The sequence below is a fragment of the Sphingomonas sp. NY01 genome (assembly GCF_038809135.1).
GTDB lineage: Bacteria > Pseudomonadota > Alphaproteobacteria > Sphingomonadales > Sphingomonadaceae > Sphingomonas > Sphingomonas carotinifaciens.
Genome location: NZ_CP101722.1, coordinates 662,924 through 678,579 on the forward strand (window position 1 = coordinate 662,924; position 15,656 = coordinate 678,579).

The window sequence follows — 15,656 nt, forward strand, 5'->3', positions numbered from 1 at the left end:
AGGGCGTCAGACGCCCATATCGGCCCTCGGGTTCCCCGTTTCGGCGCCGTTCCAATCACGAACGAAGGCGGCAAGCGCCGCGTCGTCGGCCGGAATGGCGATCATCAGCGTGATGAGCTGGTCGCCGCGGGTGCCGTCCTTCTTGTGGAAACCCTTGCCCTTCAAGCGGAATGTGCGGCCGGAACTGGTGCCGGCCGGGACCTTGAGCATCACCGGGCGCTCGACGGTAGGCACCTTGACCTGTCCGCCGAGCACTGCCTCCGCCAGCGTGATCGGCAGGTCGAGGCGAACGTCGTCGCCATCGCGGGTGAAGAAGCGGTGAGGCTGCACGTCGATGGTGACGATCGCATCGCCCGCGCCGCCCGGGCCGTTCTCGCCCTTACCGGTGAGGCGCATCTGCGTGCCGCTTTCGGTGCCGGCGGGCAGTTTCAGGTCGATGGTCTTGCCGTCGGCCAGCGTGACGCGCTGGGGGGCAAGCGTCGCCGCGTCGATGAACGGTACCGCCAGGCGGTAGGCGGTATTGGCCCCCTTTGGTGCGGCACCGCGCCGGCCGAAGCCGCTGGAAAAGCCGCCGCCGGCACCGGGACGGGTGCCACCGCCGAACAGCCCCTCGAAAATCCCGGACATGTCCGCGTCACCACCGCCGAAATCGAACTGGTGGCTGGAGAAACCACCCGGCCCGCCGCCCCCGCCGCCCGGTCCACCGCGCGCGCCGCCATAGCCGAACGGGCTGGTGGGATTGCCGTCGCCGTCAATCTCGCCGCGATCGAAGCGGGCGCGCTTGTCCTTGTCGGACAACAGGTCATAGGCGGATGTCGCCTGGCTGAACCGCTCCGCCGCCTTGGGATTGTCCTTGTTGCGGTCGGGATGCAGCTCCTTGGCGAGCTTGCGATAGGCTTTCTTGATGTCGGCTTCGCTGGCGGTGCGCGCGACGCCGAGGGTCTGATACGGATCGGCCACTCTGGTCCCCAAAACGGTGTATTACCCGCCTATGTGGGGCAGCGCGGCGCGGAGCGCAACGCGGCGCTGATGCGTTGTGCGTGGCAGCGAAGGAGAGAATCATGACCGAACGGAACCAGGCGACCGGCGGCGATGGCCTGAAGGGCGCGCCCGATGGCACCAACATCACGCACGGCAAACAGGGCGGCAGCGAAAGCGACGGCGGCGCCTATCCCAATCCGCATACGGGAAAGAAGGGCGATAACAGCGGCTTCATGGGCCATGGCGGCCAGACGGAGATCGATTACCACGGCACCGGACAAGGCGGGACCGACGATGACCCGGATGTCGGCAACGAGAATGCGGTAACGAAGTGAACCGGCGGCCCCTCCCCCTTTCAGGAGGGGCCGTTATTCGTCGAGCGGTGCGACGTCGACGCTGACGTCCATCTTCTGCGCGCCCGATCCCAGCACGACGCCGTCGACCGGTGCGATCTCCGCATAGTCACGGCCGATCGCCATGACGATGTGATCGCTGGCCATCCAGATGCCGTTGGTGGGGTCGAGCCCCACCCAGCCGCGCACCGGCCCGCACCACAGCAATACCCAGGCGTGGGTGGCATCGGCACCGACCAGCCGGGGTTGTCCGGGCGGGGGCAGGGTGCGGATATAGCCCGAGGCATAGGCGGCGGGCAGGCCGGCGGCGCGCAGGCCGGTGATCATGATCTGCGCGAAATCCTGGCACACCCCGCGGCGGTGGCGGAACGCCTCGTGCGGGGGCGTGTCGACCAGCGTGGCGGTGGCGTCGAAGGCGAATTCGTCCTGGATACGGCGGGCCAGCGCAATGCCGGCTTCGAGCGCGTTGCGATCGGGGGAGAGGTCGGGCGCGCACCAGGCGGCGATGTCGCGGTCGAGGGGGATGAGGCCGGAGGGGAAGATGTAGTTGGCGGGACCGGCAGGCGACAGGTCGCCGCTGCCGCGCGCCATCCGGGCGATGTCGGCGAGCGTGGGATCGGATGCGTCGGGAACAGGGACGAGGCGGTCGACCAGGACGCGGGCGCGGCTTTCGATGGAGAGCGTCTGCACCGCGCGGTCGACGACGAGGCGGGTGACATGGGCAAGACCAGCCTCGGCCAGCGCCGGCGCGGTGCGGCCGGTGGGCTCGACGGTCAGCGCATAATCCTCGACCCGCTGGCCGGGCCAGTCGATCGGGCGAAGGCGCAGGTTGCAGCGCGCGAACTTGACCTGCGCGCCATAATCGAAGCGGGTGACGTGGCGGATATCGTAGCGCATCAGGCGAGCGTCAGTCCGCCGGCGCGCAGCGGTTCGGCGCCTTGCAGGAAATAGCGGCGGGCGATCGCCTCCGACAACGCGGTCAGCCGGTGTTCGACCTCGCCCATCAGGTCGGCGTCGAGCGTGGCGGCATCGGCGGTGTCGACGAGGGCGCGCAACCTAGTCGCCTGCGCCTGCTGGGGTTCTGCCATTTCGTCATCCGACAGGACGGGAAGTTCCGCCAGAAGTGCAGCGATCCGCTGCGCCTGGAAGGCGAGCGCGCGCGGATTGTTGGGATCGAGCGCGACAAGATCGATCACGGCGACGCGGGCCAGCCCGGTAGGGTAGCGCTGGCGGTAGCTGATCTGGCTGTCGGCGAGATCGAGCAGGGTCGACAGATCGTCGGCGGACGCGCCGGCCATGCCGAACAGCCGACAGGCGCGGGCAAGTGCCATGGCGCGTTCGACGCGGCGGCCGAGATCGTGGAAGCGCCATGCGGTGGTGCGCACCATATGTTCGGCCGACAACCCCGCGATCGCAGCATAGCGGCGCTGAAGCGAGCCGGCACGGTCGAGCAGGCCGCGATGCGAGGGAAACGGCGCCTCCAGCAGGCGCACCATGTCCGCCGACAGCCGGTCGCGCGACCCTGCGCCGATCGCGCGGGCCAGCCGGTTGATCGCGGCGACCGAATGATGGCGCTCGTCCTCCATCGCAGTGCGGGCGAACTGGGTCAGGTCGGCGCGGCGCAGGCTGGGCGGGGAGGGCGCCGCGCCGGCACCGGTGATGAGGCCCGCCAGGCGGCCGACCGTGCGGTCGGCCAGCGCCGCGCCGCCATCGGCATCGATCGAGTTGCCGAGCATGACGCGGATCGCCGCCAGCAGGGCCTCGCCGCGTTCCAGATAGCGGCCGAGCCAGTAGAAATTGTCGGCCACGCGGCTGGGCAGCGTACCGGGATTGCGCCGGACATGCAGCGAATCGGGGGCGGCGAGCAGCGATACCGGCGCGACCGGATCGTCACCGTGGACGCAGACATCGGCCGACCAGATGCCCTCCCCGATGACGGAGGCGGTGGCATCCGCCTGCTCGCCGATCCGGCCGAAGCCGCCGGGCAGGACGATCCAGCGGCCATCGGCGTCGCGGGCGGCGAACACGCGCAGCGTGAAGGGGCGGGGAACCAGTCGATCGTCCACCACCACGGGCATGGTGGAAAGCTGTACCATCTCCTGCCCGACATAATCCTGCGGGCGGCGGGCCATGTCCTCGCGCAGCGCCTGCTGCTCGGCGGTGGACAGGCCGGCGCCGGGGCGGGGGCCGGCGGGCAGGCCGAGCGGCCGGGCGGCGAAGGCGGGGGCGACCAGCATCCGGTCCAGATTCGCCAGCACATGGTCGCGTTCCGCGTCGGCCCCGCACCACCAGGTGGCGATGGTCGGCAGGCGCAGCGGCTCGCCCAGAAGGTGTTGGGCAAGGCCGGGGAGGAAGGCGGATACCGCCGGGCTTTCCAGCATGCCCGCGCCCGGTGCGTTGGCCAGGATCACCTCGCCCGCGGCATAGGCGTCGATCAGGCCGGGCACGCCGATCTGCGAATGGGTGTCGAAGGCGAGCGGATCGAGCAGCCGCGGGTCGAGCCGGCGCCACAGCGCATCGATGCGCTTCAGCCCGCCAACGGTGCGGACATAGACCTTGCCCTCCAGCGCGGCGAGGTCGGCGCCTTCGACCAGCAACAGGCCGAGATAGCGGGCGAGGTGCGCCTGTTCGGGATAGGAGGGATTGTAGCGGCCGGGGGTGAGGATGCCGATGCGCGGATCGGTACGGCGGCACTGGGCGGCGAGGCCGGCACGGAAGGCGGCAAAGAAGGGGGCATGGCGCTGTACGTTCAGCCGGGCCTGGAGCCCGCCCAGCGTGCGGCTGACCGCCAGCCGGTTTTCCAGGGCATAGCCCGCGCCTGCGGGGCCGCGCAGGTGATCGGCCAGCACGCGCCATTCGCCGCTGGGCCCGCGGGCGAGATCGAACGCGACGAAGCTGAGATGATGGCCGCCGGGCGGGGGCAGGCCGACCATCGGGCGCAGGAAATGCGGGCTGCCGGTGACGAGCGCGGCGGGGATATGGCCGTCGGCCACCAGCCGGCCGGGGCCGTAGAGATCCGCGGTGATCGCCTCCAACAGGGTGGCGCGCTGCACCGCGCCGGCGGCGATCGTCGCCCATTCGGCGGCGGGGATCAGCAGCGGGACGGGCGAGACGGGCCAGGGGCGTTCGTCCGATTCGCCGGGGATGCGAAAGCCGGTGCCCATGTCGGCGGCGTGGCGCTGCACCCGTTCGCGCGCATGGCCGAGCCCGTCGGGGGCGACGGCGGCGAGTTCCTCCAGCGTGGCGTGCCAGGCGGCACGGTCGCCGGCGCACAGCACGTCATGCACGGGAGCCCCGGCACAATAGTCGGCGATCCATCGGCCGGCATGCGCGCAAGCGTCGATCTGCGTCGCCATCGCTGTTCCCATGGTCTTGCCGTACGCCTGCCGTAAGCCTTGCTGCGGTGGACCGTTCCACTGTTTCCGGATCGCGCGCAACCGGGAATCGGGGGCAGGTTCAAAGATCGGGCAGCGCCTGGTCGGCGATGCCCCAGCCGGCAAGGGCCGCGCTGCCGGCGCGGTCGAGCAGTTCAGCGGCGTCGGCGATGGTCCAGCGGGCGGCGGTGTGGATGTTGCGGAGTTCTGTCCAGGAGACCGGGGCGGCGACCGGGGCATGGGCGCGGGCGCGGGCCGAATAGGGCAGGATCGCGGTCGCCCCGCGCTGGTTGCGCAGCCAGTCGATGAAGATGCGGCCCTTTCGCTTCGCCTTGGTGGCGACGGCGACGAAGCGATCGGGCTCGGCCTGGGCAAGGGCGCGGGCGAAGCGGTCGGCGAAATCCTTCACCGCGGGCCACCGGGCCTGCGGCGTGAGCGGCACGACGACATGGATGCCCTTGCCGCCGGACAGCAGCGGAAAGCTGGTCAGGCCGAGTTCGGCCAACTGGTTCTTCAGATGCTCGGCGGCCCCTCTGGTATCGGCGAAGTCGAGGCCCTCGTCGGGGTCGAGATCGAAGATCATCCGGTCGGGCTGTTCGAGCGTGGCGACCGACGACCCCCAGCCGTGAAACTCGATCGAGCCCATCTGCACGCAAGCGGCCAGCCCGTCGGCATCGGTGACGTAGAGATAGGGTTCGACCGAGCCGTCCTTTTCGGTGACGTCGACATGATGGACCTGTTCGCCGAAGCTGCCGGCGTCGTGCTTCTGGAAGAAGCAGGCGCGGGCGCGCCCCTGTGGGCAGCGCACCAGGCTGACCGGGCGGTTGGCGGTCCAGGGGAGCATGACCGGGGCGATCGCCCGGCAATAGGCGGCAAGGTCGCCCTTGGTCAGCGTGCTGTCGGGAAAGATCACCCGGTCGGGATGGGTGATGGTGACGGCGTCGGGCCGGGGCGTGTCGGGCAGGGGGGCGGGCTCTTCGATGACGACATCGCTGGCAGGCTTGTCGCCGCGCAGGCCGAGAAAGCTGGGATGGCGGAGCAGGCCGTCGGGCGTCATTTCGGTAAAGGCGATTTCCGCGACCAGCTCGGGCTTCACCCAGCGGGCGCCGCGGGTCATCGCGCGGGGGGCCTTGACCGGCGCGGCATCGGCGAGGCGGGCATCGAGCGCCTCGCGCAATTCGGTCATCGCATCCTGCGTGAAGCCGGTGCCGACCTTGCCGGCATAGCGCAATTCGCCCCCCCGGTGGACGCCGAGCAGCAGCGACTTGAAGCCGCGACGCTTGTCGGAGGGAAGCCAGCCCAGCACGACGAACTCCTGGCGGTGCAGGCATTTGATCTTCAGCCAGTCGTTGCTGCGCCCGTTCGGATAGGGGCTGTCGGCGCGCTTGGAGACGACACCCTCCATCCCCCCGCCACACAGCGAGGCGAAAAGCTGTTCGCCGGCGCCGACGATATGTTCGGCATAGAGCAGGCGGTCGTCGTGCGCGATCAGCGGTTGCAGCCGGGCCTTGCGCTGGACGAGGGGGAGCGCAGTCAGGTCCTCGCCATCCTGTGCGAGCAGGTCGAAGGCAAAGAGCGTCATCGCGCCGCCGCTGCCGATCGCGTCCTTGAGCGTCGAGAAATCGGGGCGGCCATCCTTGAACGCGACGATCTCGCCATCGATCAGCGCGGCGGTGACGGGAAGCGCCGATGCGGCCTCGGCAATGCCGGGGAACTTGTCCGTCCAGTCCAGCCCGTTGCGGGTGAAGACCCGAGCCGTGCCGCCGGCGACCGCGACGAGCGCGCGGTAGCCGTCATATTTCATCTCATGCACCCAGGCATTGCCGGGGGGACGTGGTCGACCAGCGTGCACAAGGCGGGCGGGCGGAAATCGGGCAGGGCGGCCGCCTTGCCGCTGGCGCGTTTGGGTGCCTTCCTCTTGGCGGCGGTCTTGCGCGCGGGCGGCTTGTTCTCGGCGATCTCGACCATGGTGCGGCCGGTGGTGACGCTGGTCAGCGCGTCCTCGGTCAGCGTGTCGGTGCCGCCGGCAAAGTCGTCGGCAATCTTGCGGAGCAGCCAGTTCTCGCGCTTCTCGCGGGCCTTGGGCTTCAGGCGGATGAGCAGCCATTCGCCCTTCATCCGCTCGCCATCGAGCACGAAATGGAGGTGGCCCTTGTCGAGGTCGGTGGCGGACTTGCCCTTCACCGGCGCCCAGGTGCCGCGGTCCCACAGCATGACGGTGCCGCCGCCATATTCGCCGGCCGGGATCGTGCCCTCGAACCCGGCATAGGAGAGCGGGTGGTCCTCGGTGCGGACGGCAAGCCGCTTCTCGTCAGGGTCGAGGCTGGGACCGCGGGTGACCGCCCAGCTTTTCAGCACGCCGTCCACCTCCAGCCGGAAATCCCAGTGGAGGCGGGTGGCGTCATGCTTCTGGACGATGAAGCCGTTTCCATGGCCGGGGGCGAGCGTGCCGGCGGGTTCGGCGGTTTTCGTGAAGTCGCGCTTGGCGTTGTAGCGCGCGAGGGGGTCGGTCATCGGTTTTGTCCGCGCGGCGCGGCGCATGACGCCCTCTCCCCACCGGGGAGAGGGAGGGGACCCGCGGCGTAGCCGTGGGGAGGGTGAGGGGCTGCCAAACAGCGCTGCACTGCTGGTCTACCCCTCACCCTTCCCACTGCCTGGCGGCAGCGGGCCCCTCCAGCATCAGGTCGTTCATGCCCCCGGCATGAACTAAACAGCGCGGGGCGCTGTTTACCTGATGCTCCCCGGAGGGGAGAGGGCGAAAGCTATGCACGTTTCCTCGCCGCGGATTTCTTCGCGGGCGCCTTCTTGGCCGCAGGCTTGGTGCCCCCCGATTTCTCCATCGACTTCTTGAGCGCCGCCATCAGGTCGACGACGTTGGCGCCGGAGGGTCCCTTGTCGTCATCCTCCTCGATGATCCGGGCGCCCTTTTTCGACTTGCGCTTGCGTTCGATCAGGCCCTTCAGCGCATCGACATAGCGGTCGTGGAATTCCTGTGGATCGAAGGCGGCGCTTTTCTTGTCGATCAGCGCCTGGGCGAGGTCGAGCAGTTCGGGGTCGGGCTTGGCATCCGGGATCTCGCGGAAATAGCTTTGCGCCTTGTTCACCTCGTCGGCGTAGCGCAGCGTTTCCAGCACCATGCCGCGCCCGCATGGCTTCAGGCTGACGACATATTCGCGGCCGCGCAGCGCCAATTGGCCCAGCCCGACTTTTTTCGAGCGGCGCAGCGCCTCGCGCAGGACGATGAACGCTTCTTCCGCCAGATCGTCGGCGGGGACGACGAAATAGGGTTTCTCGTAATACAGCACGTCGATCTCGTGCGCGTCGACGAACTGGGTGAGTTCGAGCGTCTTTTTCGATTCGAGCTTTACCGCGTCGATCTCGTCCTGCTCCAGCAGCACGAACTCGCCCTTGGAAATCTCGTAACCCTTCATGATCTCGTCGGTGTCGACCGGTCCCATGCCGGTCACCACCTTTTCATAATGGATCGGCTTGCCGCTGGGTTCGTGAATCTGCTTGAAGCTGACGGTCGCGCCGCTTTTGGTGGCCGAATAGATCTCGACCGGGATCGACACCAGCGCGAGGCGGATCTGGCCTTGCCAATAGGCGCGTGCGGGCATCGTCGTCCTTTCCGTTGCGGCGGCGATTCAATTCGCGAGCGATTTAATCCGTGAACAGGCGGACTCGTTCCGGCACGGGCATGGCGTTGGTTTTCGACGGCGAAAGGCGTATGGAGCGGCGATGGCCGATAGCCCTTTCGAACTGTTCGACGCCTGGTACGCAGAAGCCAGGGCGAGCGAACCCAACGACCCCAATGCGATGGCCTTGGCCACCGTCGATGCCGCCGGGCAACCCTCTGTCCGCATGGTGCTGCTGAAGGGGCATGATGCGCGCGGCTTCGTGTTCTACACCAACCGGGAAAGCCGCAAGGCACAGGACCTTGGCGCGGATGCGAAGGCGGGGCTGTTGTTCCACTGGAAATCGCTGCGCCGCCAGATCCGGATCGAGGGGCCGGTGACGCGCGTCACCGATGCCGAATCGGACGCCTATTTCGCCAGTCGCGGGCGCGACTCGCAGCTTGGCGCCTGGGCGTCGGACCAGTCGCGGCCACTGGATTCGCGCGAAACGTTCGAGGCGCGGTTCGAGGCGATGAAGGCGCGGTTCGAGGGGCAGGACGTGCCGCGGCCGCCGCATTGGGGCGGATACCGCGTCGCGCCGACCCGGATCGAGTTCTGGCAGGACCGGGCCCACCGGCTGCACGAGCGGCGGCTGTTCGTTGCGGAAGGCGCGGGGTGGCGCGAGGGGCTGTTGTTCCCATGACCTGGGAAGAACGCCGGCGCATGATCCCGCTTGCCACGCGCGCGGCACTGGCCAGCGTCGCGATGGCGCTGTTCCTGCTGGGGCTGAAGGGCTTTGCGGCGTGGCACACGCGCTCGGTCGCGATGCTGGGCAGCCTGGCGGATACCGCGCTCGACCTGCTCGCCAGCCTCGTCACGCTGTACGGCGTGCGGCTGGCGGCGACGCCGGCCGATCATGACCACCGGTTCGGGCACGGCAAGGCGGAGGCGCTGGCCGCCTTGTTCCAGGTCGCGCTGATCACCGCATCCGCGGCCGGCATCGCGTGGCGCGCGATCATGGCGCTGGGCGAGACCCAGCCCACCCAGGCGGCCGAATTCGGCATCGGCGTGTCGCTGGTCGCGATCGGCGCGACCGCGCTGCTGCTCTGGTATCAGCGTCGCGTGATCCGGCAGACCGGATCGGTCGCGATCATGGCGGACAATGTCCATTACCAGTCGGACGTGCTGCTGAACGCGTCCGTGATCGTCGCGATCGCGCTGGATCAATATGCCGGCTGGCACGGGGCGGACCCGATCTTCGGCATCGCGATCGCGCTGTGGCTGGCATATGGCGCGTTCCAGGCGTCGTCCAACGCGATCGACCAGTTGATGGACAAGGAATGGCCGGACCAGCAGCGCGCGGCCTTTCTGGACGTGGCGGCGCGCCAGCCGGGGCTGAAGGGTATTCACGACTTCCGCACCCGCCGCTCGGGCAGCCATGACTTCGCGCAGTTCCACATGGAGGTGGATGCGACGCTGACCGTCGCGGCCGCGCACGATATCGTCGAGGATGTCGAGGTGGCGCTGCGCCGTGCCTTTCCCAAGGTGGAGGTGCTGATCCATCTCGACCCCGAAGGGCATGTCGATACCGACAATCCGCTGGTCGAGGCGGATGTGACGCCGCACTGGTTCGGCAAGCGGCTGTAAGGACTGTCCGATGCGCATTCCCTTTACCCAGGTGGACGCGTTCGCCGATGCGGCGTTCGGCGGCAATCCGGCGGCGGTGATGCCGCTGTCGCGCTGGCCGGACGATGCGACGCTGCTGAAGATCGCGCAGGAGAACAACCTGTCGGAGACCGCTTTCCTGGTGCCGATCGAGGGCGGCGAGGCGGATTTCGAACTGCGCTGGTTCACGCCGGGCACCGAGGTGGCGCTGTGCGGCCATGCGACGCTGGCAAGCGGGCATGTCGTGCTGTCGTCGGACACCAACCGGGCGGCGGTGCGCTTTGCGACGCGGCAGGCGGGGGTGCTGGAGGTGGCGCGCGACGGGGCGGCCTATGCCATGGCCTTGCCGGCATGGGCGCCGACGCCGCAGGAGATGCCGGGGGTGGTGGCGGCGCTGGGCGTCACGGCCGAGGCGGTGTTGTTCCACGACAAGGGCTATGTGGTCGTCGTGGTGGCGGACGAGGCGGCGGTGCGGGATTGCACGCCCGACATGCGCGCGCTGGCCGCGCAAGGCCCTTATGTGGTGATCGTGACCGCGCCGGGCGAGGCGACGGACGTGGTCAGCCGGGTGTTCGTGCCGGCCTTTGCGGTGGATGAGGACCCGGTGACGGGATCGGCGCATGCGGTGCTGACGCCGTACTGGACGCAGCGGCTGGGGCGCGACCGGTTCAGCGCGTTTCAGGCGAGCGCGCGTGGCGGGCGGCTGCGGTGCACGCTGGATGGCGACCGGGTCGTGCTGGGCGGGGCGTGCGTGACGGTGATCGAAGGCACGTTCCTGCTGCCCTAACGGCGGCGCGAGCGGCCTTTCGTCATCGGATCAGGGCGCGGCGGCGGGGTCCAGCCCTCGGGCGGCTCGACACGCTGGCGGCTGGTGCCCAGACCCATGGCGCCCGGCTGCTGGCGGTGCAGGCCGGTGGGGTCGGCCGCCTCCGCATCCGATCCGCGCAGCAGGCTGATCTCGTCGCGCAGGCGCTTCGCACGCTCGAAATCGAGCGCGGCGGCGGCGGCCTCCATCTCGGCCTGCAACTGCGCGATCCGGCTCATGCCGCCAGCGTCGCCGCCTCGGTCGCGGCGATCCAGCCGCCGCCGAGCACCCGGTCGCCGGCATAGAGCACCGCCGCCTGGCCGGGGGCGACGCCATATTCGGGTGTGTCGAAGACCAGCCGGTCCCCGACCATGCGCGCCGGGACCGGCCGCGCCATCGAGCGGACCTTGGCGGTCAGCGGACCACCGAGCGGGCCGAGAATGTTGAGGTCGGTCAGCCGGGCCGCGTCCACCGCCAGCGCGGTGCGCGGACCGACGACGACGCGGCGGGTGTCGGCATCGAGGCGGACGACATAGAGCGGCTCGGGACTGCCGCCGATCTCCAGCCCGCGGCGCTGGCCGACGGTGTAGTGGATCAGGCCGCGATGCTCGCCCAGCTTGCGACCGGTCATGTCGACGATGTCGCCGCGGGTGTCGGCATCCGGGCGCAGCTTCTTGACCAGGCCGGCATAGTCGCCGTCGGGCACGAAGCAGATATCCTGGCTGTCGGGCTTGGCCGCGACGCCGAGGCCCAGTTCGGCGGCGATCTCGCGCACGCGGGGCTTGGGCAGGGCGCCGAGCGGAAAGCGCAGGAAATCGAGCTGCGTCCGGGTGGTGGCGAACAGGAAATAGCTCTGGTCGCGGGCGGGATCGGCGCCGCGATGCAGTTCGGCCCCGTCCTCGCCGATCATGCGGCGGACATAATGGCCGGTGGCGAGGCAATCGGCGCCGAGATCGCGGGCAAGGGCCAGGAGATCGGTGAATTTCGGCCCCATGTTGCACTGAACGCACGGGATGGGGGTGCGCCCCGCCAGATATTCGTCGGCAAAGCGATCGACCACCTGGGTGCGGAAGCTGGTTTCGTGATCGAAGACGTAATGGGCGATGCCCAGCCGGTCGCAGACCGCGCGCGCGTCGCGAATGTCGCGCCCGGCGCAACAGGCACCCGCGCGGCCCACCGCCTCGCCATGGTCGTAGAGTTGCAGGGTGACGCCGATCGTCTCCGCCCCGGTGCGCGCGGCAAGTGCCGCCACCACCGAACTGTCGACGCCGCCCGACATCGCCACCACGATCCGCTTGCCCCGCGCGTCGCCGCCGAGCTGGAAATCCACCGCTTCGTCCATGATGCACGCGCACATAGGGGCGGGAGGGCGAACATGCAAAGCCGGGGCGGCCGGACGCGACGGAAGCGCGACTTATTTGCAATCTCGATCAATCGGCAGATGATGAACGTCAGAAATTTACAGCATTTTTACCGAGCCTTCATCCTCGGCGGCTAACCGTGCGGCTCCACCCCGGCAGCAAGAGGCGCCTTCTTGGACCTGAGCTTTCCTCGTTTCGATCGCGAGATCGAGCTCACGGTTCTGCCAAGCGACCTTGCGGTGTTGATGGTGGGGGTGGCGGCGCGCCAGGCGGCGAGCCCCACCGCAGTGCGACAGGCCGGATTCGTGCGCGCGGCGGCGGATCCCCGGTTGTTCGCGCCGCTGGACGGAGCGTTCAACGGGCCGATGGCAGGCGCGCTGACCGCATGGAAGAAGGAGTGAAGGCGCTGTTAACCGTGGCATTTCAGCCGATCTTCAAGCTCGACTGGTACGACCGCGCCTGGGCAGGAGCGGAGCGTTTCGGGGGACAATGATGATCGAGAACCAGAAAATCCGCCCCGCCAAGGTGATCGGTCCGCTCGGCGAACCGTTGACCCTGGACACGCTGCCCCCGCCCAGCACGACGCGCTGGGTCGTCCGCCGCAAGGCGGAGGTGGTCGCGGCGGTCAATGGCGGCCTGTTGTCCGTCGACGAGGTGTGCCAGCGCTACGGCCTGTCGGTGGAGGAATTTGCCGGATGGCAGCGCGCGATCGACCGGTCGGGCATGCCGGGGCTGCGGGTGACGCGCATCCAGCATTACCGCACCCTGTACGAGCGCCAGCAGAAATATTGAACGCGGTGAACATGTTGCGGTGAGCGGTGGGCCGCCCTCCCGTCGGGGGGCGGTTTGCCCGCGCGGTGCACCGATCCTTTCCCCAGCGATTGTCAAGCTTTACGATACGCGGGTGGAACAACAATATGGGTTTGTACGTCTATCCCTGCGACCCGCTTGCGGGCCCAACGGAGGGAAGACCATGGGTATTATTCTTTGGCTGATTATCGGTGGCGTCATCGGCTGGCTGGCCAGCATCATCATGCGCACCGACGCCCAGCAGGGCATTCTGCTTAACGTCGTCGTCGGTATTGTCGGCGCTTTCATCGGCGGCCTGATCTTCTCGGGCGGTTCGATCAACAATTCGGGCCTGACGATCTATTCGTTCCTGGTGTCGCTGCTGGGTGCGGTCGTGCTGCTCGCGATCGTGAACCTGGTCCGTCGCGGCCGGGTGCGCTAAATCGGAACGCTGCCTTTCTCCGGAAAGGCTTGAGGGGGCTCGCAGGCTCAAAGCCGTTGGGCGGCCCCCTGACCCTCTCCCCCACCGGGGAGAGGGTTTTCTTTTGCCTCCCGACCCTCTTCCCCGATGTGGGAAGAGGGTTTTCTTTTGCCTATTGCCCGAGCAGGAAGCGGACGTTGAGCGAGACCGTCACGTCGCGCTCGCCCGCCGCGATCTCGGTCGGGGCATCGGCCTTGGCCCGCATCGAGACGGCAAAGGCCATGGGGCGCTCAGGGCCGCCTGCATCGCTGCCGCCCTCCGCGATCGAGACGATACGCAGGACGCGCAGGCCCGACGCCTTTGCATACAGGTCGGCGCGCGCGCGGGCGCGGGCGACCGCATCCTGGCGCGCCTCGTCCAGCGCGGCATCGGGCTTGTCGATGGACAGGTTCGGACCCTCGATCTGGTTGGCGCCCTGCGCGACCAGCGTGTCGAGGATCGTGCCCGACCGGGCGACGTCGCGGAAGCGGATGGCGACGCTGTTCGTCGCTTGGTAGCCGGTGATGACCGGCGGCACGTTCTCGCCATAGCGATATTGCGGCTGCAGTTGCACGGTGGCGGTCTGCACGTCGCGCTCGGCGATGCCGGCGCGCTTGAGGGCGGCGAGAACGCGGGCCATGCGCTGGGCGTTGTCCGACAGCGCGGCGGCGGCTGTGGCCCCCTGCGAGACGACCCCTGCGCGAATCGTCGCCAGATCGGGAACGCGGGTCGTGCGCCCCTCTGCGCTGACGTCCAGGATCGTGCCGGCGGCGGGCACGAGCGGCTCCACGGTTTGCGGCACGCCCTGCGCGGCGGCGGCACCGCCCATCAGCGGTGCGGTGGCCAGCGCCAGTACGAACATCGTCTTCATGCCTGTTTCCCCTAAATAGCGGTGGACGCTCCTTGGCGTGCCTGCGCAAAACGGGGGCTGAACGTACAGGTGCCCCGGATCGACACATGGACGCCGTAATCGTCCGACATAAGCAAGGGCAATCACGGGCTTGAGCGAAGTGATATATTCCGATAACACAGCCCTGTCAGGGGCCGGTGGGCCGGGCGAGGATTGATGGCGGGCATGAACTACGAAACCGGGGCGATCGAGCAGGAGGAGCGGCTGGCGTTGCCGGCACCGGAGGCGCCGCGTCGGCGGCGGTGGCCGTGGATCGTGGCGGCGATCGTGGTGCTGGCGGTGGCGGCGTGGTTCCTGTTCGGGGGCAAGAAGAACGAGGCGGCCAGGCCGGCGGGCGACGATGCTTCGCAGGCGCCGGTAGTGACGGTGAGTGTGCCGGGGCGGCAGACGGTGGCGCGTACGGTATCGGCGACGGGCACGCTGGCGGCGCGGCGTGATCTGCCGATCGGTATCGCCGGCGAGGGCGGGATGATCACGCGGGTGCTGGTGGAGCCCGGGCAGTGGGTGAAGGCGGGGCAGGTGCTGGCGACGGTGGACCGGTCGGTGCAGACGCAGACGGCGGCGCAACTGGCGGCGCAGGTGTCGGTCGCACGGTCGGACCAGGTGCTGGCGCAGGCGGAGCTGGACCGGGCCAAGACGCTGGTCGACCGCGGGTTCATCTCGAAGGCGGACCTGCAGCGGCGCGAGGCGACGCGCGATGCGGCGGCGGCGCGGGTGAAGGCGGCGCAGGCGAGCCTGGCGGAAGCGCGGGCCCGCAACGGCCGACTGGACATTCGCGCGCCGGCCGCCGGGCTGATCCTGACGCGCACCGCCGAGCCGGGACAGATCGTCAGTTCGGGCAGCGGCGTGCTGTTCCGGCTGGAGCAGGACGGGCAAGTCGAGCTGCGCGCGGCGGTGTCGGAAAGCGATCTGGCCGGGCTGTCGGTGGGATCGCGCGCGCGGGTGACGCCCGTGGGGTCGAACCGCAGTTTCGAGGGCGAGGTCTGGCAGATCTCGCCGGTGATCGACGCGCAGACCCGCCAGGGCGTGGTCCGCATCGCCCTGCGCCACGACCCGGCGCTTCGCCCCGGCGGCTTCGCCACGGCCGCGATCAACGGCAGCACCGCGGTGGCGCCGCTGCTGCCCGAGACGGCGATCCTGAGCGACGACAAGTCGACCTATGTCTATGTCGTCGGCAAGGACAACAAGGTGGAGCGCCGCGTGGTGAAGACCGGCGAGGCATCCGACAACGGCGTCGCCGTGCTGGACGGGTTGAACGGGACCGAGCGCGTGGTGCTGACCGCGGGCGCGTTCCTGACGCCGGGCCAGGTCATCAAACCGTCGGTGCAGAAGGCGCGCTGATCC

General features: G+C 69.1%; 15 protein-coding genes and 1 pseudogene. 8 read left to right on the forward strand and 8 right to left on the reverse strand.

The features are described 5' to 3' along the window. Window positions 1–6: 6 nt before the first annotated feature. Window positions 7–960: a J domain-containing protein gene (locus tag NPJ82_RS03305; RefSeq protein WP_342658352.1), complete on the reverse strand. Its 954-nt coding sequence runs from the start codon at window positions 958–960 to the stop codon at window positions 7–9. Between the two features lie 101 nt (window positions 961–1,061). Here NPJ82_RS03305 and NPJ82_RS03310 point away from each other — a divergent pair, with 101 nt between their 5' ends. After that, window positions 1,062–1,316 carry a hypothetical protein gene (locus tag NPJ82_RS03310; RefSeq protein WP_112382004.1) on the forward strand — a complete coding sequence of 85 codons (255 nt, stop codon included), beginning with the start codon at window positions 1,062–1,064 and terminating at the stop codon, window positions 1,314–1,316. 33 nt (window positions 1,317–1,349) lie between these two features. Here the strand turns inward: NPJ82_RS03310 and NPJ82_RS03315 are convergent, their stop codons facing one another. From NPJ82_RS03315 to NPJ82_RS03330, 4 genes and pseudogenes are all read right to left on the reverse strand, one after another. Beyond that, window positions 1,350–2,231 (reverse strand): transglutaminase family protein, encoded by an 882-nt coding sequence (locus NPJ82_RS03315; protein WP_342658353.1) that lies wholly within the window; start codon window positions 2,229–2,231, stop codon window positions 1,350–1,352. Next, window positions 2,231–4,702 (reverse strand): circularly permuted type 2 ATP-grasp protein, encoded by a 2,472-nt coding sequence (locus NPJ82_RS03320; protein WP_342658354.1) that lies wholly within the window; start codon window positions 4,700–4,702, stop codon window positions 2,231–2,233. Before NPJ82_RS03320 ends, NPJ82_RS03315 begins: the two co-directional genes overlap by 1 nt. 88 nt (window positions 4,703–4,790) lie before the next feature. Beyond that, a pseudogene (ligD, locus tag NPJ82_RS03325) lies at window positions 4,791–7,222 on the reverse strand (DNA ligase D). Window positions 7,223–7,470: 248 nt separating this feature from the next. Next, window positions 7,471–8,325, reverse strand: coding sequence for a Ku protein (locus NPJ82_RS03330; protein ID WP_112382008.1), 855 nt, complete (start codon window positions 8,323–8,325; stop codon window positions 7,471–7,473). Window positions 8,326–8,446: 121 nt separating this feature from the next. Here NPJ82_RS03330 and pdxH point away from each other — a divergent pair, with 121 nt between their 5' ends. From pdxH to NPJ82_RS03345, 3 genes are read left to right on the forward strand one after another with little or no spacing between them, the layout of a single operon-like run. Next, entirely contained in the window at window positions 8,447–9,025 is a 579-nt protein-coding gene (gene pdxH, locus NPJ82_RS03335; RefSeq protein WP_267347323.1) for a pyridoxamine 5'-phosphate oxidase, read from the forward strand. Then, window positions 9,022–9,969 carry a cation diffusion facilitator family transporter gene (locus NPJ82_RS03340; protein ID WP_112382010.1) on the forward strand — a complete coding sequence of 316 codons (948 nt, stop codon included), beginning with the start codon at window positions 9,022–9,024 and terminating at the stop codon, window positions 9,967–9,969. The genes pdxH and NPJ82_RS03340 overlap by 4 nt, the downstream gene beginning before the upstream one ends. Window positions 9,970–9,979: 10 nt before the next feature. Continuing rightward, window positions 9,980–10,774, forward strand: coding sequence for a PhzF family phenazine biosynthesis protein (locus NPJ82_RS03345; RefSeq protein WP_342658355.1), 795 nt, complete (start codon window positions 9,980–9,982; stop codon window positions 10,772–10,774). On the opposite strand, the gene NPJ82_RS03350 is transcribed toward NPJ82_RS03345, so the two are convergent. Both NPJ82_RS03350 and mnmA read right to left on the reverse strand, forming a co-directional pair. Further along, on the reverse strand, window positions 10,771–11,031 hold the full coding sequence (locus NPJ82_RS03350) for a UvrB/UvrC motif-containing protein (protein WP_342658356.1): 261 nt from the start codon (window positions 11,029–11,031) through the stop codon (window positions 10,771–10,773). The genes NPJ82_RS03345 and NPJ82_RS03350 overlap by 4 nt on opposite strands. Next, window positions 11,028–12,134 carry a tRNA 2-thiouridine(34) synthase MnmA gene (mnmA, locus tag NPJ82_RS03355; RefSeq protein WP_342658357.1) on the reverse strand — a complete coding sequence of 369 codons (1,107 nt, stop codon included), beginning with the start codon at window positions 12,132–12,134 and terminating at the stop codon, window positions 11,028–11,030. Before mnmA ends, NPJ82_RS03350 begins: the two co-directional genes overlap by 4 nt. 192 nt (window positions 12,135–12,326) lie before the next feature. Here mnmA and NPJ82_RS03360 point away from each other — a divergent pair, with 192 nt between their 5' ends. The 3 genes from NPJ82_RS03360 to NPJ82_RS03370 all read left to right on the forward strand — a co-directional run bounded on the left by NPJ82_RS03360 (window position 12,327) and on the right by NPJ82_RS03370 (window position 13,384). After that, window positions 12,327–12,554, forward strand: a complete 228-nt coding sequence (locus tag NPJ82_RS03360) for a hypothetical protein (RefSeq protein WP_112382014.1) — start codon at window positions 12,327–12,329, stop codon at window positions 12,552–12,554. Between the two features lie 91 nt (window positions 12,555–12,645). Further along, a complete protein-coding gene (locus tag NPJ82_RS03365; RefSeq protein WP_112382269.1) occupies window positions 12,646–12,945 on the forward strand; it encodes a DUF1153 domain-containing protein in 300 nt (99 codons plus the stop codon). 181 nt (window positions 12,946–13,126) lie between these two features. Beyond that, window positions 13,127–13,384, forward strand: coding sequence for a GlsB/YeaQ/YmgE family stress response membrane protein (locus tag NPJ82_RS03370; protein WP_112382015.1), 258 nt, complete (start codon window positions 13,127–13,129; stop codon window positions 13,382–13,384). 151 nt (window positions 13,385–13,535) lie between these two features. Here NPJ82_RS03370 and NPJ82_RS03375 read toward each other — a convergent pair whose 3' ends face one another. Continuing rightward, window positions 13,536–14,273 (reverse strand): SIMPL domain-containing protein, encoded by a 738-nt coding sequence (locus tag NPJ82_RS03375; protein ID WP_342658358.1) that lies wholly within the window; start codon window positions 14,271–14,273, stop codon window positions 13,536–13,538. A 204-nt stretch (window positions 14,274–14,477) separates the two neighbouring features. On the opposite strand from NPJ82_RS03375, the gene NPJ82_RS03380 reads away from it, so the two are divergent. Beyond that, entirely contained in the window at window positions 14,478–15,653 is a 1,176-nt protein-coding gene (locus NPJ82_RS03380) for an efflux RND transporter periplasmic adaptor subunit (RefSeq protein WP_112382017.1), read from the forward strand. Window positions 15,654–15,656 lie beyond the last annotated feature (3 nt).

What these genes read in the sequence shown, in the direction of transcription:
- NPJ82_RS03310 (WP_112382004.1), top strand. Translation starts at nt 1,062, where the DNA reads ATGACCGAACGGAACCAGGCGACCGGCGGCGATGGCCTGAAGGGCGCG.
- NPJ82_RS03315 (WP_342658353.1), bottom strand. Translation starts at nt 2,231, where the DNA reads ATGCGCTACGATATCCGCCACGTCACCCGCTTCGATTATGGCGCGCAG.
- NPJ82_RS03320 (WP_342658354.1), bottom strand. Translation starts at nt 4,702, where the DNA reads ATGGGAACAGCGATGGCGACGCAGATCGACGCTTGCGCGCATGCCGGC.
- NPJ82_RS03330 (WP_112382008.1), bottom strand. Translation starts at nt 8,325, where the DNA reads ATGCCCGCACGCGCCTATTGGCAAGGCCAGATCCGCCTCGCGCTGGTG.
- pdxH (WP_267347323.1), top strand. Translation starts at nt 8,447, where the DNA reads ATGGCCGATAGCCCTTTCGAACTGTTCGACGCCTGGTACGCAGAAGCC.
- NPJ82_RS03340 (WP_112382010.1), top strand. Translation starts at nt 9,022, where the DNA reads ATGACCTGGGAAGAACGCCGGCGCATGATCCCGCTTGCCACGCGCGCG.
- NPJ82_RS03345 (WP_342658355.1), top strand. Translation starts at nt 9,980, where the DNA reads ATGCGCATTCCCTTTACCCAGGTGGACGCGTTCGCCGATGCGGCGTTC.
- NPJ82_RS03350 (WP_342658356.1), bottom strand. Translation starts at nt 11,031, where the DNA reads ATGAGCCGGATCGCGCAGTTGCAGGCCGAGATGGAGGCCGCCGCCGCC.
- mnmA (WP_342658357.1), bottom strand. Translation starts at nt 12,134, where the DNA reads ATGGACGAAGCGGTGGATTTCCAGCTCGGCGGCGACGCGCGGGGCAAG.
- NPJ82_RS03365 (WP_112382269.1), top strand. Translation starts at nt 12,646, where the DNA reads ATGATCGAGAACCAGAAAATCCGCCCCGCCAAGGTGATCGGTCCGCTC.
- NPJ82_RS03370 (WP_112382015.1), top strand. Translation starts at nt 13,127, where the DNA reads ATGGGTATTATTCTTTGGCTGATTATCGGTGGCGTCATCGGCTGGCTG.
- NPJ82_RS03375 (WP_342658358.1), bottom strand. Translation starts at nt 14,273, where the DNA reads ATGAAGACGATGTTCGTACTGGCGCTGGCCACCGCACCGCTGATGGGC.
- NPJ82_RS03380 (WP_112382017.1), top strand. Translation starts at nt 14,478, where the DNA reads ATGAACTACGAAACCGGGGCGATCGAGCAGGAGGAGCGGCTGGCGTTG.